This window comes from uncultured Leptotrichia sp. (genome assembly GCF_938036635.1).
Lineage (GTDB): Bacteria > Fusobacteriota > Fusobacteriia > Fusobacteriales > Leptotrichiaceae > Leptotrichia > Leptotrichia hongkongensis.
Genome location: NZ_CALHQO010000473.1, coordinates 1 through 13544, shown reverse-complemented (window position 1 = coordinate 13544; position 13544 = coordinate 1). Strand labels below are relative to the sequence as shown.

General features: G+C 31.7%; 23 protein-coding genes and 2 pseudogenes. 23 read left to right on the top strand and 2 right to left on the bottom strand.

Annotation, left to right across the window (positions count from 1 at the left end; genetic code table 11):
- Positions 1 to 290, bottom strand: a pseudogene (locus tag Q0370_RS09570) (DNA repair protein RadA); the annotation flags it as partial.
- A 14-nt stretch (positions 291 to 304) separates the two neighbouring features.
- Positions 305 to 586: pseudogene (locus Q0370_RS09565) on the bottom strand (pantetheine-phosphate adenylyltransferase); the annotation flags it as partial.
- 65 nt (positions 587 to 651) lie between these two features.
- On the opposite strand from Q0370_RS09565, the gene tuf reads away from it, so the two are divergent.
- From tuf to secY, 23 genes are all read left to right on the top strand, one after another.
- Entirely contained in the window at positions 652 to 1836 is a 1185-nt protein-coding gene (gene tuf, locus Q0370_RS09560; protein WP_026745237.1) for an elongation factor Tu, read from the top strand.
- Positions 1837 to 2030: 194 nt separating this feature from the next.
- Positions 2031 to 2336, top strand: coding sequence for a 30S ribosomal protein S10 (rpsJ, locus tag Q0370_RS09555; protein WP_012806349.1), 306 nt, complete (start codon positions 2031 to 2033; stop codon positions 2334 to 2336).
- A 65-nt stretch (positions 2337 to 2401) separates the two neighbouring features.
- A complete protein-coding gene (gene rplC / locus Q0370_RS09550) occupies positions 2402 to 3028 on the top strand; it encodes a 50S ribosomal protein L3 (RefSeq protein WP_021744147.1) in 627 nt (208 codons plus the stop codon).
- 21 nt (positions 3029 to 3049) lie between these two features.
- A complete protein-coding gene (rplD, locus tag Q0370_RS09545) occupies positions 3050 to 3694 on the top strand; it encodes a 50S ribosomal protein L4 (protein WP_147004750.1) in 645 nt (214 codons plus the stop codon).
- Entirely contained in the window at positions 3694 to 3978 is a 285-nt protein-coding gene (gene rplW, locus Q0370_RS09540; protein WP_021744149.1) for a 50S ribosomal protein L23, read from the top strand. The genes rplD and rplW overlap by 1 nt, the downstream gene beginning before the upstream one ends.
- A 188-nt stretch (positions 3979 to 4166) precedes the next feature.
- Complete coding sequence (rplB, locus tag Q0370_RS09535; RefSeq protein WP_147004751.1) at positions 4167 to 4994, top strand: 50S ribosomal protein L2; 828 nt, start codon at positions 4167 to 4169, stop codon at positions 4992 to 4994.
- Between the two features lie 215 nt (positions 4995 to 5209).
- On the top strand, positions 5210 to 5482 hold the full coding sequence (gene rpsS / locus Q0370_RS09530) for a 30S ribosomal protein S19 (protein WP_021744152.1): 273 nt from the start codon (positions 5210 to 5212) through the stop codon (positions 5480 to 5482).
- A 40-nt stretch (positions 5483 to 5522) separates the two neighbouring features.
- Positions 5523 to 5861, top strand: a complete 339-nt coding sequence (rplV, locus tag Q0370_RS09525) for a 50S ribosomal protein L22 (RefSeq protein ID WP_147004752.1) — start codon at positions 5523 to 5525, stop codon at positions 5859 to 5861.
- A 25-nt stretch (positions 5862 to 5886) separates the two neighbouring features.
- Positions 5887 to 6543: a 30S ribosomal protein S3 gene (gene rpsC / locus Q0370_RS09520; protein ID WP_147004753.1), complete on the top strand. Its 657-nt coding sequence runs from the start codon at positions 5887 to 5889 to the stop codon at positions 6541 to 6543.
- A 1-nt stretch (position 6544) separates the two neighbouring features.
- Entirely contained in the window at positions 6545 to 6970 is a 426-nt protein-coding gene (rplP, locus tag Q0370_RS09515; protein WP_018451265.1) for a 50S ribosomal protein L16, read from the top strand.
- A complete protein-coding gene (gene rpmC / locus Q0370_RS09510) occupies positions 6970 to 7161 on the top strand; it encodes a 50S ribosomal protein L29 (RefSeq protein ID WP_006806082.1) in 192 nt (63 codons plus the stop codon). The genes rplP and rpmC overlap by 1 nt, the downstream gene beginning before the upstream one ends.
- 11 nt (positions 7162 to 7172) lie before the next feature.
- Positions 7173 to 7433 carry a 30S ribosomal protein S17 gene (gene rpsQ / locus Q0370_RS09505; protein WP_018451266.1) on the top strand — a complete coding sequence of 87 codons (261 nt, stop codon included), beginning with the start codon at positions 7173 to 7175 and terminating at the stop codon, positions 7431 to 7433.
- A 95-nt stretch (positions 7434 to 7528) separates the two neighbouring features.
- Positions 7529 to 7897: a 50S ribosomal protein L14 gene (rplN, locus tag Q0370_RS09500; RefSeq protein WP_021744156.1), complete on the top strand. Its 369-nt coding sequence runs from the start codon at positions 7529 to 7531 to the stop codon at positions 7895 to 7897.
- A 15-nt stretch (positions 7898 to 7912) separates the two neighbouring features.
- Positions 7913 to 8296: a 50S ribosomal protein L24 gene (rplX, locus tag Q0370_RS09495; RefSeq protein WP_299575065.1), complete on the top strand. Its 384-nt coding sequence runs from the start codon at positions 7913 to 7915 to the stop codon at positions 8294 to 8296.
- A gap of 40 nt (positions 8297 to 8336) precedes the next feature.
- The gene (gene rplE / locus Q0370_RS09490) at positions 8337 to 8876 is read left to right on the top strand and encodes a 50S ribosomal protein L5 (RefSeq protein WP_196808127.1); all 540 of its coding nucleotides are present in this window, start codon (positions 8337 to 8339) and stop codon (positions 8874 to 8876) included.
- 30 nt (positions 8877 to 8906) lie between these two features.
- Positions 8907 to 9194 carry a 30S ribosomal protein S14 gene (rpsN, locus tag Q0370_RS09485; RefSeq protein ID WP_012806360.1) on the top strand — a complete coding sequence of 96 codons (288 nt, stop codon included), beginning with the start codon at positions 8907 to 8909 and terminating at the stop codon, positions 9192 to 9194.
- A gap of 21 nt (positions 9195 to 9215) precedes the next feature.
- Positions 9216 to 9611: a 30S ribosomal protein S8 gene (gene rpsH / locus Q0370_RS09480; RefSeq protein ID WP_006806076.1), complete on the top strand. Its 396-nt coding sequence runs from the start codon at positions 9216 to 9218 to the stop codon at positions 9609 to 9611.
- A gap of 32 nt (positions 9612 to 9643) precedes the next feature.
- Positions 9644 to 10177, top strand: coding sequence for a 50S ribosomal protein L6 (rplF, locus tag Q0370_RS09475; protein ID WP_021744159.1), 534 nt, complete (start codon positions 9644 to 9646; stop codon positions 10175 to 10177).
- Positions 10178 to 10190: 13 nt separating this feature from the next.
- The gene (rplR, locus tag Q0370_RS09470) at positions 10191 to 10553 is read left to right on the top strand and encodes a 50S ribosomal protein L18 (protein WP_147004755.1); all 363 of its coding nucleotides are present in this window, start codon (positions 10191 to 10193) and stop codon (positions 10551 to 10553) included.
- Between the two features lie 18 nt (positions 10554 to 10571).
- Entirely contained in the window at positions 10572 to 11081 is a 510-nt protein-coding gene (gene rpsE, locus Q0370_RS09465) for a 30S ribosomal protein S5 (RefSeq protein WP_021744161.1), read from the top strand.
- A 21-nt stretch (positions 11082 to 11102) separates the two neighbouring features.
- Complete coding sequence (rpmD, locus tag Q0370_RS09460; RefSeq protein ID WP_006806072.1) at positions 11103 to 11282, top strand: 50S ribosomal protein L30; 180 nt, start codon at positions 11103 to 11105, stop codon at positions 11280 to 11282.
- Between the two features lie 5 nt (positions 11283 to 11287).
- Positions 11288 to 11902: a 50S ribosomal protein L15 gene (gene rplO / locus Q0370_RS09455; protein WP_147004756.1), complete on the top strand. Its 615-nt coding sequence runs from the start codon at positions 11288 to 11290 to the stop codon at positions 11900 to 11902.
- A gap of 46 nt (positions 11903 to 11948) precedes the next feature.
- On the top strand, positions 11949 to 13256 hold the full coding sequence (gene secY, locus Q0370_RS09450) for a preprotein translocase subunit SecY (RefSeq protein ID WP_299575053.1): 1308 nt from the start codon (positions 11949 to 11951) through the stop codon (positions 13254 to 13256).
- Positions 13257 to 13544: the final 288 nt, after the last annotated feature.

The following is a 13544-nucleotide window of genomic DNA, read 5'->3' as shown; positions in this document are numbered from 1 at the left end:
CCGGGACTTCCTGTAATTAACACAACTTCTCCCTTTATAAGCCCGCCACCCAGCACTCTGTCAAATTCCTCAAAAGGCGTTACCATCCGAAATTCCTTTTCTATTTCAATTTCTGTTATTTTGCTAATGGAAACATCCTGTGATTCCACATCTTTAAAGGTTCTTTTTATATCAATTTCCTCTTCAAATGTTCCCCATGAATCACAATTAGGGCATTTTCCCAACCATTTTAACGAACTGTAACCACATTCTGAACATATGTATCTAGTTTTTCCTTTTTTTGCAGCCATTTTAAATTCCCCTTTTATTTTTCTACTTTATCAATTAATCTACGTTCCACATTTTCAGTTACAAAAAAACTTAAATCTCCTCTATTTAAAGCAACTTCCTTCACAAGGCTGGAACTCAAATACAAATATTCCCTTGAAGCAGTTAAAAATACTGTTTCAAATTCACTTTTAGCAAGCGTCTTATTTGTAAGTGTAAACTGCAGCTCATATTCATAATCTGATAAAGCACGAAGCCCTCTTATTAAAATATTTACGTTTTCTTCGTACATAAAATCAACTAACAATCCGTTAAAAATTTAAAATAACAATAAAAATCTTAAAAAAATTTAAAAATTAAAGAAATAATGGAGGAAAAATTAAAATGGCAAAAGCTAAATTCGAGAGAAGCAAACCACACGTAAACGTAGGAACAATAGGTCACGTTGACCACGGGAAAACAACAACAACAGCAGCAATTTCAAAAGTATTGGCTGAAAAAGGGCTAGCTGAAAAAGTTGACTTTGAAAACATTGACCAAGCGCCTGAAGAAAGAGAAAGAGGGATTACAATCAACACAGCTCACATTGAGTATGAAACAGAAAAAAGACACTATGCCCACGTTGACTGTCCAGGGCATGCGGATTACGTAAAAAACATGATTACAGGAGCGGCTCAAATGGATGGTGCTATCTTAGTAGTATCAGCAGCTGACGGTCCTATGCCTCAAACAAGAGAGCATATCCTACTTGCAAGACAGGTTGGAGTACCTTACATCGTAGTTTACTTGAACAAAGTTGACATGGTAGATGACGAAGAATTATTAGAACTAGTAGAAATGGAAGTAAGAGAATTACTTACAGAATACGGATTCCCTGGAGATGATGTACCAGTAATCAAAGGGTCTTCATTAGGAGCATTAAATGGAGAAGCTCAATGGGTAGACAGAATCATGGAATTAATGGATGCAGTTGATGACTACATTCCAACACCAGAAAGACCAGTAGACCAAGCATTCCTAATGCCGATTGAAGACGTGTTCACAATAACAGGAAGAGGAACAGTTGTAACAGGAAGAGTAGAAAGAGGAGTAATCAACGTTGGTGAAGAAGTAGAAATCGTAGGAATCAAGCCAACAACAAAAACTACTGTAACAGGAGTAGAAATGTTCAGAAAATTATTGGATTCAGGACAAGCTGGAGACAACATTGGAGCATTGTTAAGAGGAACTAAGAAAGAAGAAGTGGAAAGAGGACAAGTACTTGCAAAACCAGGAACAATCAATCCACATACAGGATTCAAGTCAGAAGTATACGTATTGACAAAAGATGAAGGAGGAAGACATACACCATTCTTCACAGGATACAAACCACAATTCTACTTCAGAACGACTGACATTACAGGAGAAGTAAACTTGCCAGAAGGTGTAGAAATGGTAATGCCTGGAGACAACATTGAAATGACAGTTGAACTAATTCACCCAATCGCAATGGAAGAAGGATTAAGATTTGCGATAAGAGAAGGTGGAAGAACAGTAGCTTCAGGAGTAGTAGCAACTATTACTAAATAGTTTTCTGTAAGGAACTTTCTTAAAGATAAAGATAAAAATAATTATTGCAGATAATGAAAATATTTGTTATAATGATTAGAAATGTAATAGAAAAATAGTCCAAAAAAATTAAATTAAAAAGAGAGATTAGGTTTTTATAATCTAATTTCTCTAGTTATTAAAATAAGCAGGACAAAAAAACAGGAGGAAAAACTTTGGATAAAATAAGAATATATTTACAATCTTATGATCATAAACTGTTAGATCAATCTGCTAAAAAAATTGCAGAAGTAGCTAAGAAAAATGGTTCAGAATTAGCAGGACCACTTCCATTACCTACAAAAACTAAAAAATATACAGTTTTAAGATCAGTTCACGTAAATAAAGATTCAAGAGAACAATTTGAAATGAGAATTCACAGAAGATTTGTAGAAATCAAAAATTCAAATCAACAAATCGTAAATGCATTAGCATCATTAAACTTACCATCAGGTGTGGGAGTTGAAATTAAGCAATCGTAGGCTTAGTACAAGTTGGCTATTTCAAGAAAATTGTCAACCAATATATTAAGGAGGAAAAATAAAAAATGATATTAGGTAAAAAAATCGGAATGACTCAAATTTTCGAAGACGAAAAATTAATTCCAGTTACAGTAATTGAAGCAGGGACTAACTTCATTACACAAATTAAAACTGAAGAAAAAGAAGGATATAATGCTATCACATTAGCTTATGGAGATAAAAAAGAAAAAAACACTACTAAACCATTATTAGGTGTATTTAAAAAAGCAGGAGTTACTCCAAAAAGATTTCTTAAAGAATTTAAAGTAGCTAATCCAGCTGACTTTACATTAGGACAAGAAATTAAAGTAGATGTATTAGAAGGTATCGAATTCGTTGATATTTCTGGGACTTCAAAAGGTAAAGGAACTGCAGGAGTTATGAAAAGACATAACTTTGGTGGAAACAGAGCTTCACACGGGGTTTCAAGAAACCACAGACTTGGAGGTTCTAACGCAGGAGGAGCTGCATCAAACAGTAATGTACCAAAAGGTAAAAAAATGGCTGGAAGATTGGGAGCTGAAAAAGTAACAGTTCAAAACTTACAAGTTATAAAATTTGATGTAGAAAACAATCTTTTATTAGTAAAAGGTGCTGTTCCAGGACCAAAAAATGGTTACTTAGTTATCAAAAAATCGGTAAAGAAATATTAATAGGAAAGAGAGGAGGATAACATGCCAGTTTTAAATATATATAAATTAGACGGTTCACAAGCAGGAACTATTGAAGTAAATAACGACATATTTGGAATTGAACCAAATAAACACGTAATGCACGAAGTTTTAGTAGCAGAATTAGCTGAAGCAAGACAAGGATCTGCCTCAACAAAAACAAGAGCAGAAGTAAGAGGTGGAGGAAGAAAACCTTTTAGACAAAAAGGAACAGGAAGAGCAAGACAAGGATCTACAAGAGCACCACACATGGTAGGTGGAGGAGTAGTTCACGGACCAAAACCAAGAAATTATGCTAAAAAAGTAAATAAAAAAGTTAGAAAATTAGCTTTAAAATCAGCTTTAGCAACAAAAATTAATGAAGGAAATGTAATTGTGCTAGATGATTTTGCATTAGAAACACCAAAAACAAAAACATTTATTAATTTTGCAAAAGCATTAAATTTTGATGGTGTAAAACAATTATATGTAACAAGTGATGACGCTGATAATATAGATAGAGATTATTTCTTATATTTATCAACAAGAAATATTGAAAAAGTTGCAGCAATAAATACAAGAGATTTAAGCATCTACTGGTTAATCAAACAAGATAAAGTAATTTTAACTAAAGAAGCTCTTGCAACTATCGAGGAGGTGCTAGCATAATGCATATTACTGATATTATCAAAAAACCTGTAATTAATACAGAAAAAGCAAGAAATTTATTAGAAAACAATGAATATGTTTTCATAGTAGATAGAAGAGCAAACAAACTTCAAATAAAAGATGCAGTTGAAAAACTATTCAATGTAAAAGTTGAAGGTGTAAATACTTTAAATATTAAACCAAAAAATAAAAGATTCAGAATGTCAATGTATAAGACAGCCGCTATCAAAAAAGCAGTTGTTAAATTGAAAGATGGAGAATCTATTACGGCTTACGAAGGATAATAAAATTATAGTACTTAATAATTTCAAAAAATCTTTTTAATATAAAGAGTAATTATATTTTTTTTGTGGAAATTATTCAATAAAAATGCTATAATAGATAAGTTATGTAAATTTGTAGAAATTATTCAATTTTTTTGAATAATTTAAGAAAATAAAAACGAGAAATAGGAAGAGAGGGAACATAAGTTATGCCAATAAAAAAATTAAAACCGATGACTAGTGGGACACGGCATATGTCGATATTAGTTAATAAGGACTTAGATAAAGTAAGACCTGAAAAATCTTTAGTTGAACCATTAAATTCATCTTATGGAATTGACAACTATGGACATAGAACAGGTAGAAACAGACATAAAGGACACAAAAGATTATATAGAGTAATTGACTGGAAAAGAAATAAAATTGGAGTGCCTGCAAAAGTTGCAACTCTTGAATATGATCCAAACAGAACTGCAAACATCGCATTGTTACACTATGTTGATGGAGAAAAAAGATATATTTTAGCTCCAAATGGACTTAAAAAAGGTGATATCGTATTAGCAGGAGAAGGTGCAGATATCAAACCTGGAAATGCGTTAAAATTAAAAGACTTACCAGTAGGGACAGTTATTCACAATGTAGAACTTATGCCTGGTAAAGGTGGACAGTTAGCAAGATCAGCAGGAACAGCTGCAAGACTTGTTGCAAAAGAAGGAACTTACTGCCACGTGGAATTACCATCTGGAGAATTAAGACTTATTCATAAAGAATGTATGGCAACTGTTGGAACAGTAGGAAACTCTGAACATTCATTAGTATCATTAGGAAAAGCTGGAAGAAATAGACACTTAGGAAGAAAACCTCACGTTAGAGGATCTGTAATGAACCCTGTAGATCACCCACACGGAGGAGGAGAAGGAAGATCTCCAATAGGTAGAAAATCACCAGTTACACCTTGGGGTAAACCTACACTTGGTAAGAAAACTAGAGGTAAAAAACTTAGTGATAAATTTATTGTTAGAGGAAGAAAAAAATAATTGTTTAAAAATTGAATTAGTATCCCAAAATATATTAATGATATTTTTAAATAAAGAACGTAGAAATGGACTGTGCCAGTCAAATAAACATATAAAATATTTGATCGGAAATTTGGCTGAATATAAAAATATTGCTTAATACATTGAATTAAATATTAAAATGAGATGTATTGAGTAACATTTCTCGATTTAAAAAATGAAATAAGGAGGAAAGAATGTCTCGTTCATTAAAAAAAGGACCTTTTGTTGATGCGTATTTATTAGAAAAAATAGAAGCATTAGGAGGTAAAAAACAAGTTATTAAAACATGGTCTAGAAGATCAACTATATTCCCTCAATTTATTGGACATACTTTTGCAGTATATAATGGTAAAAAACATATTCCTGTATATGTAACTGAGGAAATGGTTGGACATAAGTTAGGTGAATTTGCACCAACTAGAACTTTCTATGGACATGGAAAAGATGCTAAAAAAGGTAAAAAATAGAAATTAATATTTATAAATTAACGAAAGGAGAGGACTTTGAATGGCAGTAGTAGCTAAATTGAAATATCAAAGATTAAGCCCTCAAAAAGCAAGATTAGTTGCTGATATTGTAAGAGGAAAAAATGCACTGCAAGCATTGAATATATTAAAATTTACAAATAAAAAAGCAGCATTATATATAGAAAAAACATTAAGATCAGCAATTGCAAATGCTGAACATAATAATAATATGGATCCTGATAAACTGTTTGTATCAAAAATATTAATTGATAAAGGACCTGTATTAAAAAGAATCAGCCCAAGAGCAATGGGAAGAGCTGATGTTATTAGAAAACCGACAGCTCATATCACAGTAGAAGTTGATGAAAGAGAAGATTAATTCAGAAAAATAAGGAGGTAAGTCTGTGGGACAAAAAGTAGATCCTAGGGGGATAAGATTAGGAATCACAAGAACTTGGGATTCAAAATGGTTCGCTGAGGGAAAAGAATACGTAACAAATTTTCATGAAGATTTGAAAATAAAAAAATATATTAAGAAAAACTATTACCATGCAGGGATTTCTTCTATTCAAATAGAAAGAACATCGCCTACAGAAGTAGCAGTTATTATAGAAACTGGAAAAGCTGGAATTTTAATTGGAAGAAAAGGTCAAGAAATTGAAGCTTTAAAAGTAAAATTAGAAAAATTAACTGGTAAAAGAGTACAAATTAAAGTACAAGAAATCAAAAATCCTAATAAAGATGCTCAATTAGTAGCAGAAAGTATTGCAACTGCAATTGAAAAAAGGGTTGCTTATAAAAGAGCAGTTCAACAAGCTATTCAAAGAGCAGAAAAAGCTGGGATTAAAGGAATTAAAGTTATGGTATCGGGAAGATTGAATGGTGCCGAAATTGCAAGAAGTGAATGGACACTTTCAGGAAGAGTACCACTACATACTTTAAGAGCAGATGTTGATTATGCAACAGCTACTGCACACACTACATACGGTGCTTTAGGATTAAAAGTATGGATATTTAATGGTGAAGTTCTTTCTACTACAAAGGAAGGAGAAAACGAATAATATGTTAATACCTAAAAGAACGAAATATAGAAAACAGTTCAGAGGAAAAATGGGTGGCGTAGCAACTAAAGGAAATAAAGTTGATTTTGGTGAATTTGGACTTGCCGCTAGAGAATTTGGTTGGATTACTTCAAGACAAATAGAAGCTTGTAGGGTAACGATTAATAGAACATTTAAAAGAGAAGGTAAAATCTGGATTAGAATATTCCCTGATAAACCTTATACAAAAAGACCTGAAGGAACAAGAATGGGTAAAGGTAAAGGTAATGCAGAAGGTTGGGTAGCAGTAGTTAAAAAGAATAAAATAATGTTTGAAGTTGGTGGAGTATCAGAAGAGAAAGCCAAGGAAGCATTAAGAAAAGCTGGACATAAACTACCTATAAAAGTTAAATTTGTAAGAAAAGAAGAAGTAGGTGGTGATAAGTAATGACAATTAACGAAATTAGAGAATTATCATTGGAAGAATTGGAAGTTAAAGTAAATGAATTGAAACAAGAATTGTTTAATTTAAAATTTCAAAAAACTCTTGGACAATTACAAAACACTGCTAAAATACGAGATGTTAAAAGAACAATAGCAAGACTAAAAACTGTTGTAACTGAAAAAACTGGTAAATAGGAGGATCAAGAGTGGAAAATAAAAGAAACGAAAGAAAAGTAAGAGAAGGAATCGTTGTTTCTAACAAAATGGATAAAACTGTAGTTGTTCTTGAAGAAACAATGAAATTACACAAACTTTATAAAAAGAGAGTAAAAACTTCTAAAAAATATAAAGCACATGATGAAAACAATGATTGTGGAATCGGAGATAAAGTGCAAATTATGGAAACTAGACCATTAAGTAAAGATAAAAGATGGAGAGTTGTTACAATCTTAGAAAGAGCTAAATAATTTAATCTTATTAAAAAAATTGCTTGATGTTTTATTTTCAATATTAAAACGGAAGAAGATAGTGTGAGTTAACATTTGAGAGGAGGAAATTTTAAATGGTTCAACAACAAACGATACTTAATGTTGCTGATAACACTGGAGCTAAAAAAATCATGGTTATTAGAGTATTAGGTGGATCAAGAAGAAGATTCGGTAAAATAGGAGACATCGTAGTAGCAAGTGTAAAAGAAGCTATACCAAACGGAAACGTAAAAAAAGGTGATGTAGTAAAAGCTGTAATCGTTAGAACTAGAAAAGAATTAAAAAGAGCAGACGGTTCATATATAAAATTTGATGATAATGCGGCTGTTATATTAAATACAGCATTAGAAGTAAGAGGAACAAGAATTTTTGGACCTGTAGCAAGAGAATTAAGAGCGAAAAACTTTATGAAAATAGTTTCTCTAGCACCAGAAGTATTATAGGAAGGAGAGTTAAACGTGGCTAAACCAAATTTAAAATCAGTACCTAAAAGATTACATGTTAAAACTGGAGATACAGTTATTGTGATTAGCGGTAGATCAAAAGATTTGTTGCGTAATGAAAAGAGTACACAAACTGGAGATAAAGGAAAAATTGGAAAAGTATTAAAAGTATTCCCTAAAACTGGAAAAATAATTGTTGAAGGTGTAAATATCAAAAAAAGACATATTAAACCTAATGCAATGAACCCACAAGGCGAAGTTGTAGAAAGAGAAATGCCAATCTTCTCATCTAAAGTAATGCTTTGGGATGAAGGAGCAGGGAAACCTACAAGAGTAAGAAAAGAAATAAGAGATGGTAAAAAAGTAAGAATATCAGTTGTATCTGGTAACGAAATATAATATTTTAGAGAGGAGGATGTCATAAATGGCTGAAAAATATATTCCAAGATTACAGAAATTATACAAAGATGAAATTGTTTCATCACTAATGAAAGAATTAAACTTATCTAACGTTATGCAAGTACCTAAACTTGATAAAATCGTAGTTAATATGGGGATTGGAGAAGCAGTAAGCAATTCTAAATTAATCGATACAGCAATTGCTGAACTATCACAAATTACAGGGCAACAGCCTGTACCAAGAGCAGCTAGAAAATCAGAAGCTGGATTTAAATTAAGAGAAGGACAAAAAATTGGAGCAAAAGTTACATTAAGAAAAGAAAAAATGTATGAATTCCTAGACAGATTAATTAGTATCACATTACCAAGGGTAAGAGATTTTGAAGGTGTTTCACCTAAAGGATTTGATGGAAGAGGAAACTATACATTAGGATTGAAAGAACAAATCGTATTCCCTGAAATCGAAATTGATAAAGTAGATAAAATCTTCGGATTAGGAATTACAATTGTATCTACAGCACAAAATGATGAGCAAGGAAGAGCTTTATTAAAAGCATTCGGAATGCCGTTTGCAAAATAGTATTATTTTGAAGGAGGTGTAATTTAATCAATGGCTAAAAAAGCAATGGTTGAAAGAAACTTAAAAAGACAAAAAACAGTTGATAAATATGCAGCTAAAAGAGCTGAGTTAAAGGAAAGAGCTAAAAAAGGTGATAGAGAAGCAGTTTTAGAATTATCTAAATTACCAAGAAATGCTTCGCCTACAAGAGTTAGAAATAGATGTCAAATTAACGGAAGACCAAGAGGATATATGAGAGAATTTGGTATTTCAAGAGTTATGTTCAGACAATTAGCAGGAGAGGGAGTTATCCCAGGAGTAAAAAAATCAAGTTGGTAATTTTGAGAGGAGGAAGAATTAATGTATTTAACAGATCCTATTGCTGATATGCTTACTAGAATCAGAAACGGAAACATGGCTAAACATGCACAAGTTGCAGTACCATTTTCAAGAATTAAAGAAAGTATAGCAAATATATTAAAAAATGAAGGATATATAAACGGTTACGAAATTAAAGAAGAAGGAGCTATAAAAAATATAGTTGTTTCTTTAAAAACTGTAGATGGAGAAGCTGTAATTAAAGGATTGAAAAGAATTTCAAAACCTGGAAGAAGAGTTTACACATCTGTAGAAAATTTACCTAAAGTTTTAGGTGGATTAGGAATTGCCATTGTCTCAACACCACAAGGTGTTATTACAGACAAGGAATGCAGAAAGCATAATGTTGGTGGAGAAGTTCTTTGCTACGTGTGGTAATTTACGCATTTTATAAATTAGGAGGATAAACAATGTCAAGAATAGGTAAGAAACCTATAACTATACCTGCTGGTGTTGAAGTTAAGCAGGATGGGAACACTTTTACTGTAAAAGGGCCAAAAGGACAATTAGTAAGAGAATTAAGCAGTGAAATTAAAGTAAATATTGATGGTAACGAAATTACGTTTGAAAGACCAAATGATTTACCAAATATCAGAGCTCTTCATGGAACTACAAGAGCAAACTTAAACAATATGATTGTTGGAGTAAGTGAAGGATTTACTAGAGGATTAGAATTAGTCGGAGTAGGGTACAGAGTACAAGCTAGCGGAAAAGGATTAACTTTATCTTTAGGATATTCACATCCAGTTGAAATTGAAGCAGTAGAAGGAATCACTTTTAAAGTTGAAGGAAATACTAAAATTTCTGTTGAAGGAATTGACAAACAATTAGTTGGACAAGTTGCTGCAAACATCAGAGCTAAACGTCCACCTGAACCATATAAAGGAAAAGGTGTTAAATACGCTGATGAAGTAATCAGAAGAAAAGAAGGTAAGAAAGGATAGGAGGTAGATTTTAATGGTAAAAAAACTTGATAGAAATAAATTAAGACAAAAAAAACATAGAAGTATTAGAAGAAAAATCGTTGGAACTGCTGAAAGACCTAGACTTGCTGTGTATAGAAGTTTACAAAATATCTTTGTTCAAGTAATTGATGATACTACAGGAAATACTTTAGTTTCTGCGTCAACTATTGAAAAAGGTGCAAAAATTGAAAAAGGTTCAAATATTGAAGCAGCTAAACAAATAGGAGAAAGAATTGCTAAAAAAGCATTAGATAAAGGGATTACTGCTGTTGTATTCGACAGAGGAGGATACGTGTACACAGGAAGAGTTAAAGCTGTGGCAGATGCTGCAAGAGAAGCAGGATTAAAATTCTAAAGATAAGGAGGATTTATTTTGGCTAGAGATAGAGATAACAGAGAAAGAGAAAGTGAATATAAAGAAAGACTTTTAAGAATAAGCAGAGTTTCTAAAACTGTTAAAGGAGGAAGAAGAATTTCATTCTCAGTATTAGCAGCTGTAGGAGACGAAAAAGGAAAAGTAGGTATCGGTTTAGGAAAAGCTAACGGTGTACCTGATGCAATCAGAAAAGCCATCGCAAATGCTAAGAAAAACTTAGTAAATGTTTCATTAAAAGGTGGAACATTACCGCATGAGCAAATTGGTAAATATAATGCAACATCTGTATTATTGAAACCAGCTTCAAAAGGGACAGGAGTTATCGCTGGTTCAGCAACTAGGGAATTATTAGAGTTAGCAGGTGTAAAAGACGTGCTTACAAAAATTAGAGGTTCAAAAACTAAAGATAACGTTGCAAGAGCAACTTTAGAAGGATTAAAACAATTGCGTTCTCTTGAAGATGTAGCAAGACTTAGAGGAAAATCAGTTGAAGAAATTTTAGGATAATAAGGTTAGGAGGTAAAATTAATGTCTAAAGTAAAAGTAACGCTTGTAAAAGGAATTAATGGAAGAAAACCTAATCATGTTGCGACTGTAAAATCACTTGGATTAAGAAAAATCAGTCAAAGTGCAGTTCATAATAAAACTGCTGATATTGAAGGAAAAATTAAATTAGTTTCTTATTTACTTAAAGTAGAGGAGGTTTAGAATAGATGAATCTTAATGAATTAAGACCTGCTGCTGGATCGAAAAGAGAAAGAAGAAGAGTAGGAAGAGGACACGGAACTGGTTGGGGAAAAACCGCTGGTAAAGGTCACAATGGACAAAAACAAAGATCAGGTTCTTATGTATCACCTATATTTGAAGGTGGACAAATGCCTATTATTAGAAGAATCCCTAAAAGAGGATTTTCTAATTCACCATTTAAAAAAGATATAATAGCAATTACATTGGCTGATATCGTAGAAAAATTTAACGATGGAGATGTAGTTAGCTTACAAACATTAGTTGAAAATGGAATAATTAAAAACCCTAAATTTATAACAAAATATTCTGATGAAGCTTTGAGAAATGTAAAAGGTAGAAAAGCAGTAAAAGAGTATTTAAATGCAAATATTGAATCTTATGTTAAAGAAAAAGATTTTACAAGTGTTTTAAAAATTATAGGGAATACAGAAGTTAACAAAAAATTAACTGTAAAAACACATAAAATTTCTAAGACAGCTAAAGAATTAATTGAAAAAGCTGGAGGAAGTGTAGAATTAGTAGAAATAAAATCATATTCAGCTAAAGCAGGAAATAATAAAAAAGAAGATGGGAATAAGTAAGATTTAATATCTTGCTTTTTCTTCATATACTAAAGGAGTGATAGAATTGACTCTAGCTGAAGCAGTAACAAGCAGGGTAAAAGCTATTTTTAATATACCCGAACTAGAAAAAAGAGTAACATTTACATTACTTATGATAATGGTTGCAAGAGTTGGAATTCATATAGCGGTTCCGGGAATTAATACAGAAGCTTTTAAAAATTTCCAGCAGGGAAATGCAATTGCTCAATTTTTAAACTTATTTTCGGGTGGAGCTGTTGAAAGAGCTTCAATTTTCGCTTTGGGAATTGTCCCATATATTAATGCTTCCATTGTGTTTCAATTGTTAGGAGTAATCTTTCCTAAAATAGATGAAATGCAAAAGGAAGGTGGAAAAGAACGTGATAAAATTACGCAATGGTCGAGATATGTAACGATTGTGCTGGCAGTAATACAATCATTTGGAATTGCAGTATTAATGCAAAATCAAGGATTGGTTTTAGAACCAGGTCCTAAATTCATACTTAGTACAGTAGTTCTTATTACAGGTGGAACTTCATTCTTAATGTGGATTTCTGAGAGAATTTCAATAAGAGGTATTGGAAACGGTACATCAATGTTAATTTTCTTAAATATTGTTGCAGGACTTCCATCTGTTATTAGTGCAATGTTTAATGGGTTACCTAGTGGAATGGGAAAAGTTCTATTAGTGTTATCAATCGTAGCATTTGTGGTATTTATTGCATTAATGGTAATTGTACAGCTTGCTGAAAGAAGAATTCCTATTCAATATGCAGGGAAAGGAAGTCTTGGATTTGGTGGAGGACAAAGTACTGTTGGAAAAAGAACATATTTGCCATTAAAAATAAATATGTCTGGAGTAATGCCAATAATCTTTGCGTCAGTATTGATGGCAGCACCGCCGTTTTTAGTTTCAATGATGAAAGCTGGAAGTTTGAAAAACTTTTTGACAGCTCAGTTTGAACCAAAAGGTGTTTTATATCTATTATTATTTGCAATATTAATTACAGTATTTTCGTTTTTCTATACGCTTACAATTGCTTTTGATCCTGATAAGGTTGCTGATGATTTGAAGCAAAGTGGAGGAACAATTCCTACAGTAAGGGCAGGAAGAGAAACTGCTGACTATTTAGAAAAAGTTGCAACAAGAGTAACATTTGGAAGTGCAATATTCTTATCATTATTAGGTATTATGCCAAATATCTGGTTTGGATATGTTTTAAAACTTCCAGTTATGCTTGGAGGAACAAGTTTACTAATCTTAGTTGGGACAGCAGTAGAATTATTGTTACAAATAGATTCTTACCTAGCGGTTAAGCAAATGAAAGGTTTTATAAACAAAAAAAATCGTTAAGAATAGTATAAATAAAATATTTTTGAAGTACACTTAATTGTGTACTTTTTTATTTTTTTGGAAGGATTATTCATTGCGGTAAATATTCATTTTTGATAATTAAACTTGTAATAAAATTATCATAGAACAGACTAATTCTTTCTATAGTTATCTATAGTTAAATAAATAAAAGTTCTGTCTACTAGTTGAAATTATATTTTAAAATAGTTAATAAGTATCAAAAAATCCCACAATAAATTTGTATATAAAAATATTTTTGAAATTTTAATTTATATATGATATACTAAT